Origin of the sequence: Virgibacillus dakarensis, assembly GCF_900155625.1 — a bacterium.
Taxonomy (GTDB): Bacteria; Bacillota; Bacilli; order Bacillales; family Amphibacillaceae; genus Lentibacillus_C; species Lentibacillus_C populi.
Genome location: NZ_LT732553.1, coordinates 1,764,001 through 1,787,214, shown reverse-complemented (window position 1 = coordinate 1,787,214; position 23,214 = coordinate 1,764,001). Strand labels below are relative to the sequence as shown.

The following is a 23,214-nucleotide window of genomic DNA, read 5'->3' as shown; positions in this document are numbered from 1 at the left end:
GTAGCGCTTGTAATCGAACAATAGTAAATAAAAATAAGGGAGGCATTATCCGTGTCCAAAAAACTAGTATTAATTGATGGTAACAGTATTATTTATCGTGCTTTCTTTGCTTTACCATTACTAAATAATGATAAAGGTGTATATACAAACGCAGTATATGGATTTACAACGATGTTATTAAAAATTTTAGAAGATGAAAAACCTACCCATATGCTGGTGGCGTTTGATGCAGGGAAAACTACTTTTCGCCATCAGACCTATCAGGAGTATAAAGGCGGCAGGCAAAAGACCCCGCCCGAGCTGTCTGAACAGTTTCCTGTTTTAAAAGAATTGCTTGATGCATTTCATATTCCCCATTACCAGCTTGACCAATATGAAGCGGATGATATTATTGGTACATTATCGAAAAAAGGCAATGAGGAAAATTGGGATGTTACTGTTATTTCTGGAGATAAGGATTTGTTACAGCTTGTTTCCGATAACGTTACCGTAAATTTGACGAAGAAGGGGATTAGTGATGTGGACTCCTATACCCCAGCTTTTATGATGGAAAAAATGGAAATCAATCCGGAACAGATTATTGATTTAAAGGCGCTAATGGGCGACAGTTCCGATAATGTTCCAGGTGTCCCTGGTGTAGGGCAAAAAACTGCAACAAAATTAATCAAGCAATATAAGACAATAGAAGAAGTATATGCGCATATCGATGAGATCAGTGGAAAAAAGCTAAAGGAAAATCTAGCAAACCATAAAAAAGACGCCTTTATGAGTAAAGAGCTTGTTACGATAAATTGTGATTCACCAATTGAAGTCACGGTTCATGATATTACGTATGATGGTTATGAACAGAGTAAGGTAAGTGCCATTTTTAAGGATCTTGGATTCCAATCCTTATTAAATAAACTGGCCGGTGAATCAGATGAAGCGGCAGAAACGGCAGAGCTTTCGGCGATTGATTATTCAATAGTCAACGAAATAAACCCGGACATGTTTACGGGAAATGAGGCAATTGTTGTAGAGATGCTCAGTGATAACTATCATCAGGCACCAATTGAGGGAATTGGCATCGTTAACGAAGAAAATAACTATTTTATTCCGACCGATATCGCTGTCCAATCGGAAATTTTTAAAGAATGGGCAGAGGACAGCTTGAAGAAAAAGTATGTGTTTGATGCAAAGAAAACATTAGTTGCTTTATTGAACCATGATATAAAGGTAAACGGGATCGTATTTGATATGCTCCTTGCTTCCTATTTGCTTAATCCTGCCGAAAATCATCACGATATACCGGCAATTGGACATCGAATGGGACATACAGCTATTTTATTTGATGAAGAAGTATATGGAAAAGGTGCAAAAATAAAAGTACCCGAACAAGAGAAAGTAGCAAACCATGTTGTTCGTAAAACGAGTCTATTATTTCAAGTGAAAGAAAAGATGGAAGACGAACTAAAGCAAAACGAGCAATACGAATTACTGAAAGAACTGGAAATGCCGCTTGCGCTTATTCTTGGCGAAATGGAGCATACCGGGGTCCAGGTCGATATCAGACGCTTGGAGGATATGGGGGCCGAGTTAAAACAACGGTTAGCTGAAATTGAGAATGAAGTGTACACACTGGCCGGTGAAACGTTTAATTTAAATTCACCAAAACAATTGGGCCCGGTTCTGTTCGAGAAGCTAGGACTGCCTGTCATTAAGAAAACCAAGACAGGTTACTCCACTGCAGCAGATGTTTTGGAACAGCTTCGCGATGAACACGAAATCATACCCAAACTACTGTTATACCGGCAATTAGGCAAGCTGCAATCCACCTATGTGGAAGGGCTATTAAAGGTAGTCGATCAGGACACTCATAAAATTCATACACGGTTTAATCAGGCTCTTACGCAAACAGGCCGGTTAAGCTCGATTGATCCAAATCTGCAAAATATCCCGATTCGCTTGGAAGAAGGAAGAAAAATTCGTCAGGCTTTTGTGCCAGCGAAAGAAGATTGGATTATGTTTGCTGCTGATTATTCGCAAATCGAACTGCGCGTCCTGGCCCATATTGCGAAGGACGATAAATTGATCGATGCATTTCAGCATGACACGGACATCCATACGCAAACGGCAATGGAAGTATTTCATACTGGAAAGGATGTTATTACCGCAAATATGCGGCGGCATGCGAAAGCTGTTAACTTTGGCATTGTTTATGGCATAAGTGACTATGGACTTTCGCAAAGCCTGGGGATCACTCGAAAAGAAGCACAGCAATTTATCGACCGTTATTTGGAAAGCTACCCGGGTGTAAAAAATTACATGGAGGAAATTGTTCAGGATGCAAAACATAAGGGCTTTGTAACAACGTTGATGAATCGCCGGAGGTATTTGCCCGATATTACAAGCAGAAATTTTAATAAACGAAGCTTTGCCGAACGAACGGCTATGAATACACCAATTCAGGGAAGTGCAGCGGATATTATTAAAAAGGCAATGATCGATCTTCATCAAACATTAATCGATGAAAATCTGGAGGCAAGAATGCTGCTGCAAGTACACGATGAACTTATACTTGAAGCGCCAAAAGAAGAAGTGGAAAAGCTGAAGGAAATTGTACCAGCCACAATGGAGCACACTGTCGAGCTTGACGTACCACTCAGGGTGGAGTATCAATATGGAAAAAGCTGGTTTGATGCAAAATAAGATCAAAAACCTGGAAGCGGTAGATGGACTGTACCCGTGCAACACGGCTAGTTCCGATGTACCTGATATATGGATGCTGATGCTGTCCTTCAGGTGCCGGAGCTAGCTGATCAAAAACAGAAGTGCCCCTATCTGTAAGGAGAAAAGAAAAAATGCCAGAATTACCAGAAGTAGAAACCGTAAAAAATACCTTAAAACGTTTTGTAATGGAAAAAACAATTGAGCATATCGATGTTTTTTGGCCAAATATTATTAAACTGCCAGATGATGTCGAACAGTTTAAACATATTTTAGCTGGTCAAACGATTCATGATATAACACGGAAAGGGAAATTTTTATTATTCCAGCTTGACGAATATGTACTTGTTTCTCATTTGCGGATGGAAGGGAAATACAGTGTACACCATCACTCGGAGCCCCGCAAAAAACATACACATGTCATCTTTACTTTTTCTGATGGGGAAGAACTGCGCTACAATGATGTTCGCAAATTTGGGACGATGCATGTGTTTAAAAAAGGAGAAGAATTTGAACAGAAGCCACTTGATCAACTAGGCCCTGATCCATTTGATAAAAGCTTTACATTTGATTATTTTTATAAAAAATTAAAGAAAACGGAGCGCAGTATAAAGGCTGCATTGCTTGATCAGACAATCGTTGCCGGTTTGGGTAATATATATGTTGATGAAACGTTATTTAAGTCGGGTGTCCATCCGCTAAAGAAAGCCAGTAAACTAACGAAAAAAGAGATTAAAGCGATTCAAAAGGCGTCGATTACGACATTAAAAGAAGCCGTTGCCCAAGGTGGAACAACTATCCGCTCTTATGTAAACGGACAAGGGGAAATGGGGATGTTTCAGCAAGAACTGTTTGTTTACGGACAGGAAAACAAGGCATGTAAAAATTGCGGCAAACCGATTGTGAAAATGAAAGTCGGCGGAAGAGGTACACACCTTTGTGTCTCTTGCCAGAAATAGAATTTATCAAATTGAAAATAAGCAGGCGCCTGAGTTATCACGCATTAACGGGCTGTAATACCCTCTACTGAATGAAGTTTCACTTTATCATTTAGTGGCTAATGGAACAGCCCTATGAAAGGAGATGCTGCTAATATGGCATTAATCATTGGTCTGACCGGGAGCATTGCAAGTGGAAAGAGTACCGTTTCCTTAATGTTTGATGATTATCAGATCCCGGTAGTTGATGCAGACAAGCTGGCACGTGAGGTTGTACGTCCAGGGGAGAAGGCGTATGAAAAAATAATTGAAGCATTCGGTCAGGATGTCTTACGGGATAACCAAACAATTGACCGCAAAAAATTGGGAACCATTATTTTTGCTGATGAAGCGAAGCGGGATCAATTAAACGGGATTGTCCATCCGGCTGTTCGGGAAAAAATGCTTAAGCAAAGGGATGCATTACAAGAAGCAGGAGCTACCTGTGTTGTATTGGATATACCGTTGCTTTTTGAAAGTAAACTAACTCATTTTGTGGATAAGACACTGGTTGTATTTGTTGATGAAGAGGTACAATTGGAACGGCTCATGAAACGAGATAATTATTCAGAGGAAGAAGCAAAACAGCGGATCGCAGCCCAGATTCCAGTTAAGAAGAAGGCAGCAATGGCTGATGCCGTTATTAATAACAATGGGACAAAATATCAGTCGTATGCGCAATTGGAGAAAATACTTAAAGAATGGAATGCGATATAATAGCCTTGGGTACTCGCCCAAAGGTTTTTTTATGTAATAAATAATCACATTTCTGCATAAATGTGTTATACTATTTACAACAATTAAGTTAATGAGTATAACATATTGGGAGGACTACAAATGGACAAAACCCGAATTGCTATTAACGGATTTGGTCGTATTGGACGGATGGTATTCCGTCAGGCGATTAAGGATGAACAATTAGATGTTGTTGCGATCAATGCAAATTATCCTCCAGAAACACTTGCGCATTTAATTAAATATGATAGTGTTCATGGAATTTTTGACGGGGAAGTGAAAGCGTTTCATGACAAGCTTGAAGTAGATGGGAAAAAGGTATTGCTGGTCAATTCCCGTGAACCGGAAAAGCTTCCATGGCATGAATTGAACATTGATATTGTTATTGAAGCAACTGGCAAGTTTAACTCAAAAGAAGGAGCAGGATTGCATCTTTTGGCAGGGGCTAGAAAAGTCGTCATCACTGCACCGGGCAAACAAGTCGATAAAACGATTGTCATGGGGGTAAACCACGACACCTATGACCCTGATAGAGATCATGTTATTTCGAATGCCTCCTGTACAACAAATTGTTTAGCACCGGTTGTAAAAGTACTGGACGATCAGTTTGGCATACAAAATGGTCTAATGACAACCGTTCACGCCTTTACAAATGATCAGAAGAATATTGACAATCCGCATAAAGATTTACGCAGAGCCAGGGGCTGCACACAGTCAATTATTCCAACTTCGACAGGTGCAGCGAAAGCTCTGGGTGAGGTGCTGCCACATTTAAACGGAAAATTGCATGGGATGGCATTAAGGGTCCCAACACCAGACGTCTCTTTGGTAGATTTAGTGGTCGATTTGCAGCAAGCGGTTACAGTAGATAAAGTCAATAGTGTATTTATAAATGCAGCAGATCAGGAGCTTGCCGGAATTATTAAATACAGCAGAGAACCACTTGTTTCGGTTGATTATACGACAACAGATTATTCTGCCATTATTGACGGACTTTCAACGATGGTGATGGATGATAATAAGGTAAAAGTATTAGCCTGGTATGATAATGAATGGGGTTATTCACATCGGGTAGTGGATCTGGCAAAATACGCCGGAAGCTACATGCATCAAAAGCAAATGAAAATATCCTGATGGTATTTGTGCACAAAGGCGCAAGCGCCCGGTTAGCGACGTATTAACTGGACTGAACCGCAGGAGATAAAGGAAACATGCCCCTGCAAAAGGGGTATGCCGACGTTGGGCGCAAAGCCCGCTTTTAGTCGGCCTTCCTTCCTACCCGAGCCGATGTTGACTTATCGTACGGAGGTGAAGGAAGTTTACTAGTCGCTGGGTGCTGGAGCCGGACGTGGCCTGCTCTGCTGCACGCATAATAGCGCCTCAAATTCTATACTTTCTTTACATACGTAGAACAAAGGCGCTTGCACCTTTATTCACATTCTCTAATACTTTCCCCCACTAAAACTGATCATGATAGATGTATGATCAGTTTTTGTGTTGATTTTCAGAAGAGCCGGCCATGAATTAAATTTGTTTGTAGCATTAGTGGAATTACTAAAAACATGTTAAAATGAAAGATATAATATTTTTGCGTATTTAATACATAAATGATTTTTCGGGTGGGGAAATGGATGTCATTAAAAAATATAATCGTAAAGTATTTTAACAATCATGCGGAAACAAGCGAAAATCATCATGATACAACATTACAAACCCATTATTATAAAACAACAAAGGATAAAGGATTGCAGATGGTTGAGGAGTACTTCAGTAAATCTGGTGCTTATCAGGTGAATTCGGTTTCCAAAGAACACGGAGAAATAAGTGCTTATGTAAAAAAGGGAAGAAAAGCATTTATAATCGTAACGATTATCATGGTAAGACCTTATCAAACGGCGATTGATTTTTCGGTAACAACAGAGTCATTATTGCCATTTGACTTTGGATACAGCACGAAGTTAATTCAGCGCTTGTATAACGAATTCAACAAAACATTTCCATTAATTGATTAGGCCAAACATACTAATCAAAATGAACGGAGTTGAATACATGCGGTGTTCAAATTGTCCAAGTAAAAATACGAAGGTTCTGGATTCAAGACCAATTGAGGAAGGACGCACGATCCGCCGGCGCAGGGAATGTGAACAATGCGGGTTCAGGTTTACTACATTTGAACGGATTGAAGAGGTTCCACTAATCGTTGTAAAAAAAGATGGAGCGAGACAGGAATTCAGCAGAGAAAAACTGATTCGCGGTTTAATAAAGGCATGTGAGAAGCGACCGGTGCCACTGGAGAAAATCGAAGGAATTGCTGCGGATGTTGAAAAAGAACTGCGTAATGGCGGCGTCTCGGAAATCCCTAGTAACGAAATCGGTGAAATGGTGATGGATCGACTATCAGATGTCGATGAGGTTGCCTATGTCCGATTTGCATCAGTTTACCGCCAATTTAAGGATATTAGTGTTTTCCTGGACGAGTTAAAGGAGCTAATCAATACAGATAAGAAATAATAACAGGAACTTATAGTGCGTGTTCAAAAAGTCGTGCTTATCATTTGGTGACGTTTTGAACACCCTCTTATAGTGTTTTCATGCGTAATTTGAGGTGAAACGAATGAATTTTATAGGAAAGCTTTTGCCTGTAGAGGGGTATATGGTCGTGCAGAAGGGTAATCTGCCAGAAGGGTATATGCGGTCATTAACTCATTTGTACCAGCCGTTAATCGGGATAACTGCTGTTATGTTATACCAGACGCTATTGCATGAAATTGAATTGCAGCAAGCTAATGAACCACAGACCCATCATACGTTAATGAACTATTTGAATTTGCCCCTGGATGATATTTACCGGGCAAGACTTAAGCTGGAAGGAATCGGTCTGTTGAATACATACAAACATCAGACAGATAAAAACGATTATTATACGTACGAATTATTGGAACCATTTGCCCCTGGAGATTTTTTTGAGGATGCGATGCTTACACAGTTATTGTACCATCATGTAGGCGATGAGAAGTTTACTGTTTTAAAGAATCATTACGTAACTAAACCTCGGCTGCATGGCGGGAACAACGTAACTGCTGCATTCCATGATGTTTTCCAAACATTTCAACCGCAAATGGAACCATCTGATCCTGTTAAAGCATCACATGAGGAAAGTAATGTACAGATTGATTTTACCTGGATGAAACAAATGCTAAAACAACGAATGATCCCAGAAAAATATATTTTAACCGCCGACAACCGTAAATTAATTTCACAAATGATGGTCTTATATGATTTAGCGGAACATGAAATCGAAAAAGCGGTAATGTGGGCACTTACTGCGGAAAACAAGCTGGATACAGATGAATTTAAAGTAGCCTGCCATGATCTATTCAAGTCCACTCACCAGCAGTCAGTCATTAAGTTAACTGATATAATAGCCAAGCAGGGTAAAACTCAAGTGAAAACAAAACCAGCTACGAAAGAAGAGCAGTTGATTTATGAACTGGAAACAATTTCGCCAAAACAACTGCTGGAGGATCTGTCAAGTGGAAACCATGCGTCTGAACAGGATATGAAAATCATCCGGGATGTTATGACAACACAAGGGCTGCCATCTCCGGTTATGAATGTACTGATTCATTATGTATTGCTGCAATCGAATATGAAACTGTCTAAAGCTTATTTAGAGAAAATCGCCAGTCATTGGTCACGAGCCAATTTACAAACGGCAAAAGAAGCGATGGAATTTGCCAAAAAAGAGAAAGCGAAGTCGCAAGCAGGATATGTAAAAAAACAAAATTACCGGAAGCCTGCTGCCAATGAAGTAGTACCTGATTGGTTTAAAGATCGGAAAAAGAAGCCGGCACAACCGGCAACAACAATAAATCACACAGAAACAGAAGAGGAAAAAGCGGAATTTGAAGCACTTTTACGTGAATTTACAAGTAAAAATAATCATTTGCAAGGATGATTTTTGATGGAACCAATCAAATCGACATTAAAAAAATGGATGCAGGATAATAAGAATTTCAAGGAAAATTACCTGTCTATCAAACAGCAGGTTCTTCACGATCCCGAGATAGCTGAATTTCTTGCCTTGCATCCGCAATTAACAGAAAACGAAATCGATAAGAATCTGATAAAGTTATACGAGTATACAACCCAATCAAAGCAATGCGAAAAATGCGCCTCATTTGGCAAGTGCATCAATATGATTCAAGGATATTCTCCAATATTAAAAGCAGATAATAATGAATTACATTTAACATATGAAAAATGCCATAGTCGTGTAGCATATGAAAAACAGAAAGAACAGGAAAATTTGATTAACAGCCTGTACATGCCCAAGGATATATTACATGCGAATCTGGACAGTTTGGATATAGATGATACGAGAAGGCAAATTGTCCGGGAATTGATGCTTTTTTTAAAACAGGCACAAACCGAATTACCAGCGAAAGGGTTTTATTTTTCCGGCCCCTTTGGTGTTGGGAAAACCTATCTTCTTGGGGCGATCGCCAATGAACTAAAGAAATTGCACATTTCATCCATGCTTATTTATATGCCGGAATTTGTCCGTGAAATGAAAGGGTCAATCAAGGATGATTCTATCAACAGGAAAATAGATTATTTTAAGAAAACAGAAGTTCTGATGTTGGATGATATTGGTGCAGAAACACAGTCTGCCTGGTTCCGTGATGAAATCCTCGGATCAATTTTGCAGTACCGCATGATGGAACGATTGCCTGTCTTTTTTACTTCCAATTATAGTTTGGAGCAATTGGAGGAGCAGTTAGCTATATCAAATCGCGGTGGCGTTGAAAAAGTAAAAGCCGGCAGAATTATTGAGCGAATTAAACAAGTAAGTAAAGAGTTTCTCATGTATGGGGAGAACCGACGCAACTAAATAAGGAAGCTAACAGGATTAGTGCTATTCTGTTAGCTTCTTTTTAAACTTTCGGAAGTGTCGGTTTTACTATTGTTGGTAGTTTATCCGGATCATACATTTTTTCACCCTTTTGTCCATATAATGTAACAGTTTGGTTCTGGATGAGGGTGATATTTGTTGCTGGAAGTTTATTTTAGTTCTGACAAAGAAGTGATCAGTTTTTGTGAGTATTTATTTCGTTATAACAAGCAAATTGAATTGCATTGGAAAACAGATGAGGATTGGGGGAATCTACTACAACTGCAATACCAACTGCCAGGCAACAAGACGATGGATTCAATTGCAAAGGCGATGACCGATGTGTTTATCAATCATCGATTAACCAATATGATCAAACATATTATGGAAGAATACTATTACTATACGAATACGGATGAGATGGAACGCATCCTGGATTTAACGCATTGGATTTTTTCTGGTGAGGATGATGACAGCCTCCAAGTAAGAAAAAACAAGGATCCCAATCAATTATTGCAGTCCTTGTTCATTGCTAATATTAAAAACACAACAACGATCCATTATGATTCAATCGTTAAGTTTCGCCTGAAGGTTTTTAAAGATCAATTAATCCATTACGTTGGACTGGCAATCGACGAATTTAAACGGGAAGAGGATCATCAGGCATTTGTAAACATGTTGCGTGAATACATTGCAAAAAAAGAACCAACCTATAATCTGATTCATGTATTGCAAGGAAGTACATTTTCATTTTTTAAAGAAAATGGCAAGCCGTTTTCAAAAATGGAATTACGGATGCTGATGCAGAAAGAACCGTTATATATTGTCGGACTGGATAAAGATGAATTAAATTTGGCACCTTTAGTCGCGATGGCACCGAAGAAAATAAAAATTTATGGTGACCATCCGTCAGAACCGAAAACGTTAACCGTGATTAATGTTTTCGAGGAAAAAGTGGAGTTCGAAGCCTATAAAAATTTTCCATTTGCTTATTATTTGAAAAATCAATGAGAAAAGGCTTGATTTTCATATCGTGAGAGGCTATAATACGACTTATATTATTATTTATTAGGATAATAAGTAAGGATAAGGACAAGATCATTTGCCTATTGTATAAACAAGAGATGGAAGCCCGCTGGCTGAAAGCTTCCAATATACAACCGGATGATTACCACCTTTGAACTCTGCTGTCGAACAGATCCAGTAGACAGTAGCGTACCATCTGCGTTAAAGATGATGAGCCGTAATAATGATTTACGGGAATTAGGGTGGAACCACGTGTTAAGCGCTCGTCCCTTTGCATAGATGCAGAGGGGTGGGTGTTTTTAATTTTTTTAAAAATGGTTTTAATAAATGATAAGGAGCGATAATCATGGCAGCAGACATTGCAATTATTTTCCCTGACGGTGCTGAAAAAGGATTTCCTTTTGGGACAACTGGAGAGGATATAGCAGCAACTATTTCCCCCGGATTAAAAAAGCAGGCACTTGCCATTAAGCTTGATGGCAAGCTGTACGATTTAAAGCGAGAATTACCTCATGGTGGGGCAATTGAAATTATTACGTATAAAAACAAAGAAGGCATTGACATTGAACGGCATTCCGCAGCGCACTTAATGGCACAGGCGATTAAACGTTTGTACGGAAAGGTTCAATTTGGTGTTGGCCCGGTCATCGAAGAAGGGTTTTATTACGACATGGACATGGAGCATACGATTACCCCAGAAGACCTGCCAAAAATTGAAAAAGAAATGCGCAAGATTGTCGATGAGAACCTGGAAATTGAGCGAATCGAGGTTACCCGTCAAGAAGCGAAGGATATGTTCCGGGGAATTGGTGATGAGCTGAAGCTCGAATTGATTGATGCCATTCCGGAAGATGAACAGGTAACGATCTACAAGCAAGGAGAGTTTTTTGATCTTTGCCGGGGTGTACATGTTCCATCGACAAGCAAAATCAAGGCATTTAAATTATTGACTATCTCGGGAGCGTATTGGCGTGGAGACAGCAATAATCAGCAACTGCAGCGGATTTATGGAACTGCTTTTGAAAAACAAAGCCAGGTGGACGACTATTTGCGGATATTGGAAGAGCGAAAAGAACGCGATCATCGTAAACTTGGAAAAGAATTAGGGATTTTTACCGTTTCCCAAAAGGTTGGTCAAGGACTGCCGTTATGGCTGCCAAAAGGCGCGACGATTCGCCGCCAAATTGAGCGTTATATCGTTGATTTGGAAGAGCGGTTGGGCTATAACCATGTATATACACCGGTATTGGGCAGTATCGATTTATATAAAACGAGTGGACATCTGGATCATTATGATGACGACATGTTTCCGGTAATGGAAATGGACAACGAAGATTTGGTTCTCCGTCCAATGAACTGCCCGCACCATATGATGGTATATAAAAATCAGTTGTATAGCTATCGGAATTTGCCAGTCAGGATTGCGGAGCTTGGTACAATGCATCGGTATGAAATGTCCGGGGCTTTGGCAGGTCTGCAACGTGTGCGGGCAATGACGCTGAATGATGCCCATATCTTTGCCCGTCCAGATCAGTTAAAGGACGAATTTATTCGTGTAGTTGAACTTGTTCAAAAAGTGTATCAAGATTTCGGTATTGAAGACTATTACTTCCGCCTCTCATACCGTGATCCGGAAGATAAAGAAAAGTATATCGATAATGATGAGATGTGGGAAAAAGCCCAATCCATGCTGAAGGAAACGATGGAGGAGATGGGCGTCGACTATGTGGAAGCAATTGGAGAGGCAGCTTTTTATGGTCCAAAGCTTGACGTACAGGTAAAAACAGCCATTGGTAAAGACGAAACATTGTCGACTGTTCAGATTGATTATCAGCTACCGGAACGCTTTGACTTGACCTATATTGGTGAGGATGGAAAAGAACATCGCCCAGTTGTCATCCATCGTGGTGTCGTTTCCACAATGGAACGATTTGTTGCCTTTCTTCTTGAGGAATACAAAGGTGCCTTTCCAACATGGCTGGCACCAGTACAGGCAAAAGTTATTCCAGTTTCTCCACAGGCACATTTGGACTATGCGAAAAGGGTTGCGGATAAGCTGAGACTTAGCGGTGTCCGGGTTGAAGTAGACGAGCGCGATGAGAAGATTGGCTACAAAATCCGTGAAGCCCAAACACAAAAGATTCCATTTTCCTTAGTATTAGGTGATAAGGAAATGAATGATGACGCTGTTAATGTAAGGAGATATGGGGAAAAACAGTCCGAGACGATGTCTTATGAAGCGTTTGAACAAATGATAACGGAAGAAATTACCGAGAAGAAATTGCGGAAATAATAATGATACCCTCTTTCCAAGTGAATAGGTTAGCGTATTTACTTGGAAGGGGGAAGCTATGTATTGACATATACATTATTCGATGTTATTCTATAAAAGCTGAATCAAAACTTAATGATCGATAGACAAGTAGAAGCACCCGCTTCTCACCTGTTCGACGCTTTATGCTGTTGACTGGTCCGATAATTTTCAAATAGACTATTGGGAACGTGTGGGTGCATCTGTGTACCGACACATTTTTTATGTAAATGAATCAACTTGTCAACGATTATAGTTAAAAAATTTTGGAGGTGGCTGGCTATTAGCAAAGATATGAACGTTAATGAGAAAATTCGTGCTCGAGAAGTGCGATTAATTGATTCGAATGGTGATCAACTTGGAGTGAAATCACGTAATGAAGCATTGGATATTGCTGCAAAACGGAATTTGGATTTAGTTCTGGTTGCTCCAAATGCGAAACCACCAGTGTGCCGAATCATGGATTACGGGAAATACCGCTATGAACAACAGAAGAAAGACAAAGAAGCACGTAAAAAACAAAAAATTATTAACGTAAAAGAAGTTCGCTTTACACCAGGAATCGGTGATCATGATTTTAATACCAAATTAAAAAATGCTCGTAAATTCCTTGAAAAAGGCGACAAAGTAAAGGCTTCGGTTCGCTTTCGCGGTCGTGCCATTACGCACAAGGAGCTTGGCCAAGAGGTTTTAGATCGTTTAGCTGAAGAGGTGAAAGATATTTCAACAGTGGAATCCAAGGCTAAAATGGAAGGCCGTAACATGTTTATCATGCTTGCTCCAATTAACGATAAATAATTCTGGGAGGAAATTTACATGCCTAAAATGAAAACCCACAAAGGTTCACAAAAACGCTTTAAACGAACAGGTTCTGGAAAACTGAAACGTTCACATGCATATACAAGTCATATGTTTGCCCATAAATCACAAAAACAAAAACGCAAATTACGTAAATCTGCACTTGTATCCTCTGGAGACTATAAGCGGATTAAATCAATGCTTCCGTATAAATAAGGGAGCCGGACGTGGCCTACTCTGCCGAGAGCAGAACACAGCCTAAAGTTGTATATTTTCTTAGCTTGTGAAAAGCGTGCAATTAAACTATTTGAGATACAGGTACTTGTATTAGGAGGGAATTATTATGCCACGTGTAAAAGGTGGAACGGTTACGCGCAAACGTCGTAAACGCGTATTAAAATTAGCTAAAGGTTATTATGGTTCAAAAAGAACGTTATTTAAAACAGCAAAACAGCAAGTAATCAAATCAGGTCAATATGCATATCGTGACCGCAGACAAAAGAAACGTGAATTCCGCAAGCTTTGGATTGCACGTATTAATGCTGCAGCACGTATGAATGACATTTCATACAGCAAACTAATGCATGGTCTAAAAGTAGCTGGTATTGAAGTAAACCGTAAAATGCTGTCAGATCTTGCTATCAATGATGAACAAGCATTTACACAACTTGCTGATAAAGCAAAAGCAGCATTAAAATAGATTGGAAAATGATGGCCAAATCCAAAACGGGTTTGGTCATTTATTTAAAGTAAAGAAAGTATATAATTTTAGCGATATTAATTCACGATCAAGAAAGGCCATGTCCAGCTCCAGCGCCCAGCAACTAGCAAACTTCACACTCCTTCACTACGATAAGTCAACATCGGTTCGCTTCCAGCTCACCGTGTTTCCTTTATCTCATTGCGGAGTGCTCCAGTTTGTACGTTGCTAAACGGGCGCTTGCGCTTTTCTTATTACGTACTGGAGGAAATGCAATGCATATATCTATTTTGTATTTAACCCTAATAAATGTAATCGGGTTTGTACTGATGGGAACGGATAAGCAAAGGGCGATAAAGCATAAATGGCGGATTTCTGAAAAAACATTGTGGATTACCGCGATTATTGGTGGAGCTCTCGGTTCATATGCCGGAATGAAGACGTTTCATCACAAAACAAAACACCGGAAGTTTCAAATAGGTATGCCATTGATTTTGTCCCTTCAGGCAGTACTATTTATCTTTCTTACAGTGTCATAAAGGCTCGTCTCTTGTCATATACATGTACTAATCGTTATGAACAAAGGCGGAAGCGCCCGTTTAGAGGCGTATGTGCTGGATTGAACCGTAGGAGATAAAGGAAACACGGTGAGCTGGAAGCGAACCGATGTTGACTTATCGTACGGAGGTGAAGGAAGCACACTAGCCTCTGGGCGCTGGAGCCGGACGTGGCATTTTCTGGTAAAGACTTCATATAACTATAAATTATATACTTTCTTTACAATGGAAAGAGTTTGCCCACAGACACTAGCTAAGAAGGAGGAATATCATGGAACTGTTTGGTAATTATCTCATGACGATTATCGAAACAGGTGGATTATTTGCACCAATTTTATTTATTAGCTTTCATTTATTACGCCCATTATTCTTTCTTCCTGTTGTATTTATTTGTGTATCCGGAGGTATTTTATTTGGGACAGTGGCTGGTACCTTGTATTCCCTTATTGGTATTACATTATCCAGTGTACTGTTTTATGGAATTATTCGCTGGATGCCAAAAACGTACAACCGACTTGTCAGCATGAAGCAGAAGATTATTGGGAAACAAACCGATTTTACGACCTCACAAATCGCCGTATTAAGACTTGTGCCATTTATTCATTTTCATCTGTTATCGTTATGTTTAATCCAAATAACTGCAGGTTTTAAAGATTATGCGAAGTCATCATTATTCTCAAACATTCCATTGGCGTTTGTCTACACGTCCATCGGTCAATGGATTGCAAGCTTGTCCCCTATCTATATCTCCATGTTTTTAATCGCATTATTGCCGCTTATCTATCTGCTTAGGAGAAAAGAAATTATTATTAAATGGCAGGACTTTTTCCAGGCAAGTACATGAACAAAAGCGGAAGTGCCCGGTTAGCGGCTAGAGGACTCTCGCCCTGCCAAGCAGGGTGGTTCGGTGTTGCTGCGCAAAGCAGCGGTTTTAACCGAACATTCCTACGTAGGAGATAAAGGAAACATGCCCCTTCATAGGGGTAGACGTGAGTTGGACGCAAAGTCCGTTTTTAGTCGGCCTTCCTCCTTCCTCGAACGAGGGGATGTTCGACTAAGAACGCCACGTCCTGTGGCAACGCCGAACTGACCTACATCCTGTAGGCCCGACTTATCGTACGGAGGCGGGTGTTGTCCACTAGCCGCTGGGCGCTGGAGCTGGACGTGGAACAAAAGCTCTATTGGACGGAAAAGACGCTCATCTTAAATGAAGGTGAGCGTTTTCACTTAACAGGCGTTATCAACAACTTGTTAATCGGGTGTTTCCATTCGATTTGCGCATACGGGTAGCGAATTAATAGTTCTTTTTCCAGAAAATATAAATCATCTCGTGTCAATCCACGCAAATCAAGTGGCTCTGGAGCAGTGATTTGAATGGTAACTACTTCAAATGACTGCTCAGTTGTTCCCAAATATTTTTCTCCTTCAAATAAACATCCTTTATAAACAAATTGTAAATTCTTCTTACTATTTTGTTCCTCATCCAGTAAGAAGAATTCCATTTGTTCCTTGGCAATCTGTAATTTTCGCCGCGGATTCCGAAAGTATTGAAATATTGTATATAGAATGCAGGCAAGCGCAATGAAAATCAGCACACGAAACAATAATACAATCATGTTAAACCGTCTCCCCGAAACTTGTTATTCCCTTATACGTATTACAATTCATTTAGGTTTCACTATATTTCATTTTTTCATGGTACAATCGTAGTAAAACAAAAAGGAGTATTACCAGTGTGTGTTATTAGAGGCTAAAACTTTCCTTCATGCTTGTGAAAAAGTTATAATAATAGTGAGATAAATAGAAGGAGGCATTCATACATATGGCAAAGTTGGATGAAACATTAACAATGCTAAAAGATTTAACTGATGCCAGGGGAATTCCAGGCAACGAAAAAGAAGTGCGAGACGTGATGGAAGGGTATATTAAGCCGTTTGCCGATGAGGTTTTCACAGATAATCTGGGAAGTCTAATTGCGAAAAAAACGGGGGACGAAAACGGACCGAAAATCATGATTGCGGGTCATTTGGATGAAGTTGGCTTTATGGTAACCCGAATCGACGACAATGGCTATGTTTATTTTCAAACTACTGGCGGCTGGTGGAGCCAAGTTATGCTTGCTCAACGTGTTACCATTATGACGGCAAAAGGCGATGTTACCGGAATCATTGGTTCAAAACCACCACATATTTTATCTGCCGAAGCACGAAAAAAGCCGGTGGAAATAAAAGATATGTTCATTGATATTGGTGCAAAGAGCAAAGAGGAGGCGACTGATTTTGGTGTTCGTCCAGGTAATTCGATTGTACCTTACTTTGAATTTACCCCATTAAAAAATGAAAAAATGCTGTTAGCGAAGGCCTGGGACAACAGGATTGGTTGTGCAATTGCCATTGAAGTACTTAAGCAGTTAAAAGATGTCGATCATCCAAATGTTGTATACGGGGTCGGTACGATTCAGGAAGAGGTTGGCCTGCGTGGTGCACGTACAGCAGCACATAAAATCAAGCCTGATATTGGTTTCGGTGTGGATGTTGGTATTGCTGGAGATATGCCAGGTATTTCGGATAAGGAAGCAGACAGCAAGCTTGGAGATGGTCCGCAAATTGTTTTATATGATGCATCAATGGTTTCACATAAAGGAGTTCGTGATTTTATTGTTGATACAGCGGAAGAACACCATATTCCATATCAGTTCACTACTATACCAGGTGGCGGGACAGACTCGGGTTCCATTCATCTGACCGCGAGTGGTGTGCCATCCCTTTCCATTACGATTGCAACCCGGTATATCCATTCCCATGCAGCTATTTTACACCGGGATGATTTCGAAAACGCTGTAAAATTAATTGTAGAAGCAGTTAAAAAATTAGATCGGGATAAAGCGAATGAGATTATTTTTGCTTGAATAAGTAAAAAGCGGCAGCAGTTACAATACTGCTGCCGCTTTTTAATCGTCTAGGAAATTACACTAGCGTTGCATAAAAAATAAAAGATCTAGTCAACCATTTTGATTTGTAACTTATTTACATTTATCAATTATAAAGAATATTCAGTCTCACCTTCTTCGTGAATCAGAGAAAAAAAGATAATAGGGCTATAAAGGTAGTCCTTCATCCATTTTTTGGAATTCATTAGTTATTTAAACGAGTGGATCGTACGTTAGATCATCTAAATGTAAAACATCTCCTGATTCATATTGTGCTAAGGTTTCTTCAAATATTCGCTGATGCTGCATCTTTCGGCGTCCGTTGGATGTTCGATCCGGTTTTTTGAAAAGTTCTTTTATGAAGCTCGAAAGACTTTTAGACCAAAAATCACTTACCCAATTGAACATTTCCAGTAATGTACCTTTATATCCTAATTTGTTTTTCATTAACAGATTTAAGCAGAATGTAATCATCGCGATGTAAATCTGGTTGAATACGGCATTTTCGCTTTGTCCGTAAAATTTTATCAAGACCAAATGCTGCTTTATCCATTTGAAAAACAATTCGATTTGCCAACGTGTACGGTAGAGGTCACTAATTTCTTGCGCGCTCACTTTTGCATCATTGCATACAATCGAAATGAGGTTGCCTTTACTATCCAATGTTTCTACCAAATGTAAAGGATGTTTCATATTTCCGATTTTCACCATCGCATCACGAATGATTGCAGAGGATGGATCTACAGGTAGTTCCTCTATCACGTGAACGATCGTATTTGCTTTAATTCTGGTGACAAATCGAATTCCGTTTGCACAATAATACTCAAATTTGCCAAAGTCGAAATAGCCGCGGTCGAATACGTGAAGCGCATCTTTACCCAAAATTAATGGGTCTAACTGTGTGACATCTGCTGGCTTTGCAGGAGTAAGAATCACGTCATTTGGATAAGAAACACCATCACAAAAATTGACGGAAGTATGTAGCTTTATTCCAGCTTTTGTCTCTCGGAAAACGGCCCATTCATATTGGCTAAGGCACATCGAGATCGTTGATGAATCGATTAAATGTATCTTTCCAAGTGCCTTATCTGCTTGCTTGGAACCGAGTTCTTGATGCAATTTTTGAACCAGATGATGCAGGATAACCTGAAAAATTTCAGGCGGTATTTCACCCAGCTTTCGTGAAAGCTGAGATTTACTAATACGCTTTATGCCAACAAGTCTTTGTACCATTTTCTTGCGTTTTACATTATCGCTTATCCGCCCAAGACTCTTTAATTCTTTCAGCTGAGCATAAATGAAAGTTCTGATAAACGTGAGTACACCAAGCTTTTTTACATATTTATCGATTTGGGCATGGTCAATCATTTTTTGTATAACTTTTGTATCCAGTGGATGAATGTATTCCTTAAATACATGTTTTATGGTATTATTGTCCATGTTAGCTCCTTATAGTTAGGGATTTGGACTGGACTACCATACCCTAATTATAAGGCTTTTTTTATGACTTTTAAAGGTTAAATTGCCATTATTGCCAAATTTCACATAAAATATATTTCTTGACTTTTATATTTTATTTTCCTGCAACGCTAGTGAGGAAATTATAAAATTTTGCGGCTGTGGATAACTTAATAACCGGATAAGCCACGTCCGGCTCCAGCGCCCAGCGGCTAGTATGCAACACCCGCCTCCGTACGATAAGTCAACATCGGTTCGGGTAAGAAGGAAGGCCGACTAAGAACGGGCTTTGCGCCCAACGTCGGCATACCCCTTTTGCAGGGGCATGTTTCCTTTATCTCCTACGGCTCAGTCCAGCATATACGCCGCTAACCGGGCGCTTCCGCCTTTGTTCTTTATTTGTTTTGCAAGATTCGCCACATGCAAGCTTTTCTAGGCTAAATATGTATTCATCACTTTCTGTACATACTTTTTTGTTTCGGCAAATGGCGGGATTCCTTGATATTTATCAACATTTCCGGGTCCTGCATTATAGGCAGCAATCGCTAATTCCAAATTGCCATCATAGCGGTTAAGCATTTGACTTAAGTATTTTGTACCGCCTTCAATATTTTGTTGTGGGTCATATGGATTTGTCACTCCTAGACCACGGGCAGTTGCTGGCATCAGTTGCATCAGCCCCAGTGCGCCAGCATAACTTTTAGCATTCGTATTGTAATTTGATTCTGCTTTGATAACCGAATGAATAAGCCTTGGATCAATACCAAATTTTTCCGCAGCATTGGAGATGATTGCTGTAAAACCTTCATCCATTTTTTTACGTGTGTTTGCTGTATTCGTATGCATGTATGGTGCGGGATGACCAGCCGGCTTACTGGATAGCTGTCCCTCGTTGTTTAATGATGCTGCTTGATTTATTTTTTCCTGCAGCATTTGCTTGAATGCTAAATCAACGATAGGGGAGTTATCAGAAAATGAATTATCCGTTGACGTTAAAATCGACATTGCCTGATATTGGATCATCGTTTGTAAATCTTTTATCTCCATTGGAAATCTCCCCCTTCTCTCTCCAGTATTAGTTTACCCGTAAATGGCTGTTATGGCAATAGCTTCCTAGAGTTTGAATACTTCTTTTCCGGATTCCTGTAATACCTCCTGATAAAACGGGTCATTACCAATACAGAAAACACGGTCACATAAACTGATAATTTCATCCATATCATGCGAAGTATAAAGAATCATCATGCCTTCTTTTTTTGCTCGCCTGTATAAATAGGAACCAATTTCTTTCCGCGACTTTAAATCGATGCCAACAGTCGGCTCGTCCAGTAATAATAGCAGGGGGTCATGGATAAGCGTGATCGCCAAATTTAATTTTCGTTTCATTCCCCCTGATAAGGTTTTTACCGAGTCCTGCCAAATTTCCAATTTCATATCCAGGCAAAGCTGTTTTAATTCTTCTTTGCTTTTTTTCTTCCATGCCAGCTTTTCAAAGAAGACCATGTTCTCCTCTACGGTGAATTCATCCCATAATGCGATATCCTGGGGGACAAATCCGACCAGTTTGCGAACCTTTTTCCGATTTTCTTTATATGTCAGATTATTTAATGCAATGGATCCATCTGTTGGATGTAATAGGGTTGCCAGTATTTTCAGCATAGTTGATTTACCTGCGCCATTTTCCCCCACGAGCCCAACAATTTCACCCGGTTTTACGGAAAATGAAATGTCCTTTAAGATTTCTTTTTTGCCATAATGTCTTGATAGAGAATTGATGTTAAGCATGGATCTCCTCCTTCCTGAAATACCAAATTATGGAAAACAACATAATGATGCATGTGGCCAGGTTTGCGCTTCCACCTGACAGAAATGGCTGAAGCGGATTAAGCATATCCACCCAAGGCCATTTTTGTATCATCCCAGTATTTGGGATAATTGCCCCGCTGGCAACCGCCATAATTAAGGCGATGGCGAATGCAGTGGTATAGTAAAGAAATTGCCTTCTAAACAGGTTTGCCATTAAAAAAGCCGCTATGCTTAGGGTTAGCCGAAAACTTGTTAGACTCCAGATGGATATTTGCTCCTGGAAAATAATTGAAAATATACTAACACTCAGTAAATCCACTATAAAGCACAAAACAGTATAAATAATAAAATTAAAAACGAGATAGTGTTTGAACGAATAGCGCATAAAAGCAAATCGCACGTTGACACTGGCGTGTTTTTCATGAATTATCCAGTCAAACAGCAGCAGGGTTGATAAAAGGGAGAAGATCGCCCACAACCCCCATATATGGAACAATTGCGCGTCATTATTCTGTGACGAATTTTCTGTATCACCGAAAGAAAAAGATGTTTTCAGCAAATCTTGCTCCGATTGAATCTCCTTCGATTTTGCAACGATTTCATCCCATGTCCATTGTTTAGTTGACTGGTAGTGGCCGATTAGCTCCTGAACGGTATATGCCGCTTTCGACCGCCCAGTTTCTTGCTGGATATAGGATAATATCATTTCTTTTACCGGTGTATACGCGAATGAAAGGTCTGATCGATAACTTGTGAGTAATCGGTTACGGCTGCCTTCACGAATTTCTTCCTCATAGCCATCATGGATAACAAAGACACTATCCAGTTGATGCTTCTTTAACCGATATAAAGCAACATCCTCTTCAAGCTGGTAGACCCGAATGAATGGTGTTGACTTGATCTCGTTTCGCAATTCGCTTGCTGCATCTGATTCGTCTTCCATAACAATACCAACAGGTACTTTGCTATCATCGGTAACGGCATTGGCTGCTTTTGCAATCCCGATTGTTGCGATCAATGGAATCAACAGCCAGAACAGGAGACTTGGCCAGTGTCTTTTCCAATGGAGAAATCGTGTTTCTATAATATATTTCACGATCGGGCACGCTCCTTCCACAATGAAAAACCCGCAAAGATAAAAAATATAGCACTAGAAAGTAGGATAAGTGGCAGGTAGTCCGCATAAAACCGTTCATTTAAAATGATCTCCTGCAGCCAATGGAATGCTTGATTGGCAAAACTGTAAGGCAAAAATGCCTGCACATACATCGGAAAATATAATACTGGTATAATTGCTCCACTTATCAACAATAGGAGCAGGGTAAATAGCGATTGAATAAGTAAGCGCAATTTTTGCGATCGGAAAATCGTTTCGATAATGGCTAACACTCCCAAAAAGCTAAACCCGTATAATAACGTAATGATCGCAATCCGCCCATAGTCCACCCCATACAGTGGTATAGCTGTAATTTTTTGAAATAGAACCAAGGCAAATCCAGAAAGAAACATGGTAACGGAAAGAGACACTATTATTTTTGCCAGGATTTGCTGGAGCTCGATAACACCGTAAAGCCGCATCCGCTGCTCCATCCGTTGATGTTCATCGTTTGTTAATAATGAATAGAAAGCAATCAGCCAAATGGTGACGATAATAAACCAAGCTGCAAGTGTATAATAGTGGATCGGTGAACTTGTAGCATTGTTCATTATCGTTTCCTCATCCAGGATTTTGTCCTTGCCAATTGTATAAAAGATAAAGCTGGTAAATTGGTCAAATAACAGGTCATTTCTTTCATCAGTTGCAATCGGTAATTGCTTGGCAAAGTAATTAATCGTTAAAATATTTGCTTGTGCTGCCCGGATATGCCGGGAAATGCTGTCCAATAGTTCTTTGATGAGATAGCTTTCCGTTTGCTTTGCCGGATTTCCGGCAATATGTAATGTAACTGAATTTCCATTATATAAATCACTGGTAAATCCTGCTGGAAAGGTTATATACCCACTAATCTTACTCCGCTTCAGCTGCTCAAGGGCCTTGTCCTCGGGTAATGCATGGATCGTTATATAGCTGCCCAATTGGGATGACTCCTCAATTAATTTCACGACCAGCTGTGTTTCTTTTGATTGATCTAAATCGACTAATCCTACTTGAATCGCTTCGTGTTCATCTTGATCTGTAAATGTAATCATAAGTATGGCGCTTAATGCAATAATGATAATTGGAAAAAGCAAAAGAAGAGGAAGTGATGGCCACTTCCTCCAAAGTTTCTTCGCATCATTTCGGATAAATAGAATGATGTGTTTCATAAAAGACATG

At 39.8% G+C, this 23,214-nt stretch carries 22 protein-coding genes and 2 other annotated features; of the genes, 16 read left to right on the top strand and 6 right to left on the bottom strand.

What is annotated here, in order from left to right; all coding sequences use genetic code 11:
* Nucleotides 1-51 precede the first annotated feature (51 nt).
* The 15 genes from polA to CZ382_RS08945 all read left to right on the top strand — a co-directional run bounded on the left by polA (nt 52) and on the right by CZ382_RS08945 (nt 15,548).
* Nucleotides 52-2,688 carry a DNA polymerase I gene (polA, locus tag CZ382_RS09015; RefSeq protein ID WP_088050838.1) on the top strand — a complete coding sequence of 879 codons (2,637 nt, stop codon included), beginning with the start codon at nt 52-54 and terminating at the stop codon, nt 2,686-2,688.
* 152 nt (nt 2,689-2,840) lie between these two features.
* Nucleotides 2,841-3,665 (top strand): DNA-formamidopyrimidine glycosylase, encoded by an 825-nt coding sequence (gene mutM, locus CZ382_RS09010; protein ID WP_088050837.1) that lies wholly within the window; start codon nt 2,841-2,843, stop codon nt 3,663-3,665.
* Between the two features lie 135 nt (nt 3,666-3,800).
* Nucleotides 3,801-4,400 carry a dephospho-CoA kinase gene (gene coaE, locus CZ382_RS09005; RefSeq protein WP_088050836.1) on the top strand — a complete coding sequence of 200 codons (600 nt, stop codon included), beginning with the start codon at nt 3,801-3,803 and terminating at the stop codon, nt 4,398-4,400.
* Between the two features lie 120 nt (nt 4,401-4,520).
* Nucleotides 4,521-5,552 (top strand): glyceraldehyde-3-phosphate dehydrogenase, encoded by a 1,032-nt coding sequence (locus tag CZ382_RS09000; RefSeq protein WP_088050835.1) that lies wholly within the window; start codon nt 4,521-4,523, stop codon nt 5,550-5,552.
* 497 nt (nt 5,553-6,049) lie between these two features.
* Nucleotides 6,050-6,430 carry a cytosolic protein gene (locus CZ382_RS08995; RefSeq protein ID WP_088050834.1) on the top strand — a complete coding sequence of 127 codons (381 nt, stop codon included), beginning with the start codon at nt 6,050-6,052 and terminating at the stop codon, nt 6,428-6,430.
* Between the two features lie 37 nt (nt 6,431-6,467).
* The gene (nrdR, locus tag CZ382_RS08990; RefSeq protein WP_088050833.1) at nt 6,468-6,929 is read left to right on the top strand and encodes a transcriptional regulator NrdR; all 462 of its coding nucleotides are present in this window, start codon (nt 6,468-6,470) and stop codon (nt 6,927-6,929) included.
* A 103-nt stretch (nt 6,930-7,032) separates the two neighbouring features.
* A complete protein-coding gene (locus tag CZ382_RS08985; protein ID WP_088050832.1) occupies nt 7,033-8,376 on the top strand; it encodes a replication initiation and membrane attachment family protein in 1,344 nt (447 codons plus the stop codon).
* A gap of 6 nt (nt 8,377-8,382) precedes the next feature.
* Nucleotides 8,383-9,312: a primosomal protein DnaI gene (gene dnaI, locus CZ382_RS08980; protein WP_088050831.1), complete on the top strand. Its 930-nt coding sequence runs from the start codon at nt 8,383-8,385 to the stop codon at nt 9,310-9,312.
* Between the two features lie 159 nt (nt 9,313-9,471).
* Nucleotides 9,472-10,323 carry a putative sporulation protein YtxC gene (ytxC, locus tag CZ382_RS08975; RefSeq protein ID WP_088051022.1) on the top strand — a complete coding sequence of 284 codons (852 nt, stop codon included), beginning with the start codon at nt 9,472-9,474 and terminating at the stop codon, nt 10,321-10,323.
* Between the two features lie 63 nt (nt 10,324-10,386).
* Nucleotides 10,387-10,612 (top strand) — a binding site (T-box leader).
* 72 nt (nt 10,613-10,684) lie between these two features.
* Nucleotides 10,685-12,631 carry a threonine--tRNA ligase gene (gene thrS / locus CZ382_RS08970; RefSeq protein ID WP_088050830.1) on the top strand — a complete coding sequence of 649 codons (1,947 nt, stop codon included), beginning with the start codon at nt 10,685-10,687 and terminating at the stop codon, nt 12,629-12,631.
* A gap of 121 nt (nt 12,632-12,752) precedes the next feature.
* Nucleotides 12,753-12,878 (top strand) — a sequence feature (ribosomal protein L20 leader region).
* Nucleotides 12,879-12,943: 65 nt separating this feature from the next.
* A complete protein-coding gene (gene infC / locus CZ382_RS08965; protein ID WP_106427348.1) occupies nt 12,944-13,447 on the top strand; it encodes a translation initiation factor IF-3 in 504 nt (167 codons plus the stop codon).
* 18 nt (nt 13,448-13,465) lie between these two features.
* Nucleotides 13,466-13,663, top strand: a complete 198-nt coding sequence (gene rpmI / locus CZ382_RS08960; protein ID WP_088050829.1) for a 50S ribosomal protein L35 — start codon at nt 13,466-13,468, stop codon at nt 13,661-13,663.
* A gap of 127 nt (nt 13,664-13,790) precedes the next feature.
* Nucleotides 13,791-14,147: a 50S ribosomal protein L20 gene (gene rplT, locus CZ382_RS08955; protein ID WP_088050828.1), complete on the top strand. Its 357-nt coding sequence runs from the start codon at nt 13,791-13,793 to the stop codon at nt 14,145-14,147.
* A 275-nt stretch (nt 14,148-14,422) separates the two neighbouring features.
* Complete coding sequence (locus tag CZ382_RS08950) at nt 14,423-14,686, top strand: DUF1294 domain-containing protein (protein ID WP_088050827.1); 264 nt, start codon at nt 14,423-14,425, stop codon at nt 14,684-14,686.
* A gap of 289 nt (nt 14,687-14,975) precedes the next feature.
* Nucleotides 14,976-15,548, top strand: coding sequence for a TVP38/TMEM64 family protein (locus tag CZ382_RS08945; protein ID WP_088050826.1), 573 nt, complete (start codon nt 14,976-14,978; stop codon nt 15,546-15,548).
* A 379-nt stretch (nt 15,549-15,927) separates the two neighbouring features.
* On the opposite strand, the gene CZ382_RS08940 is transcribed toward CZ382_RS08945, so the two are convergent.
* Complete coding sequence (locus CZ382_RS08940; protein WP_088050825.1) at nt 15,928-16,320, bottom strand: sigma-w pathway protein ysdB; 393 nt, start codon at nt 16,318-16,320, stop codon at nt 15,928-15,930.
* Between the two features lie 206 nt (nt 16,321-16,526).
* Here CZ382_RS08940 and CZ382_RS08935 point away from each other — a divergent pair, with 206 nt between their 5' ends.
* On the top strand, nt 16,527-17,612 hold the full coding sequence (locus tag CZ382_RS08935; protein ID WP_088050824.1) for a M42 family metallopeptidase: 1,086 nt from the start codon (nt 16,527-16,529) through the stop codon (nt 17,610-17,612).
* Nucleotides 17,613-17,846: 234 nt separating this feature from the next.
* Here the strand turns inward: CZ382_RS08935 and CZ382_RS08930 are convergent, their stop codons facing one another.
* From CZ382_RS08930 to CZ382_RS08910, 5 genes are all read right to left on the bottom strand, one after another.
* Nucleotides 17,847-19,073 carry an IS4 family transposase gene (locus tag CZ382_RS08930; protein ID WP_088049366.1) on the bottom strand — a complete coding sequence of 409 codons (1,227 nt, stop codon included), beginning with the start codon at nt 19,071-19,073 and terminating at the stop codon, nt 17,847-17,849.
* A gap of 450 nt (nt 19,074-19,523) precedes the next feature.
* On the bottom strand, nt 19,524-20,138 hold the full coding sequence (locus CZ382_RS08925; RefSeq protein ID WP_088050823.1) for a lytic transglycosylase domain-containing protein: 615 nt from the start codon (nt 20,136-20,138) through the stop codon (nt 19,524-19,526).
* Between the two features lie 66 nt (nt 20,139-20,204).
* Nucleotides 20,205-20,876, bottom strand: a complete 672-nt coding sequence (locus tag CZ382_RS08920) for an ABC transporter ATP-binding protein (protein ID WP_088050822.1) — start codon at nt 20,874-20,876, stop codon at nt 20,205-20,207.
* Complete coding sequence (locus CZ382_RS08915; RefSeq protein WP_159457780.1) at nt 20,869-21,993, bottom strand: ABC transporter permease; 1,125 nt, start codon at nt 21,991-21,993, stop codon at nt 20,869-20,871. The genes CZ382_RS08920 and CZ382_RS08915 overlap by 8 nt, the downstream gene beginning before the upstream one ends.
* Nucleotides 21,990-23,213, bottom strand: a complete 1,224-nt coding sequence (locus CZ382_RS08910; protein ID WP_088050820.1) for an ABC transporter permease — start codon at nt 23,211-23,213, stop codon at nt 21,990-21,992. The genes CZ382_RS08915 and CZ382_RS08910 overlap by 4 nt, the downstream gene beginning before the upstream one ends.
* Nucleotide 23,214 lies beyond the last annotated feature (1 nt).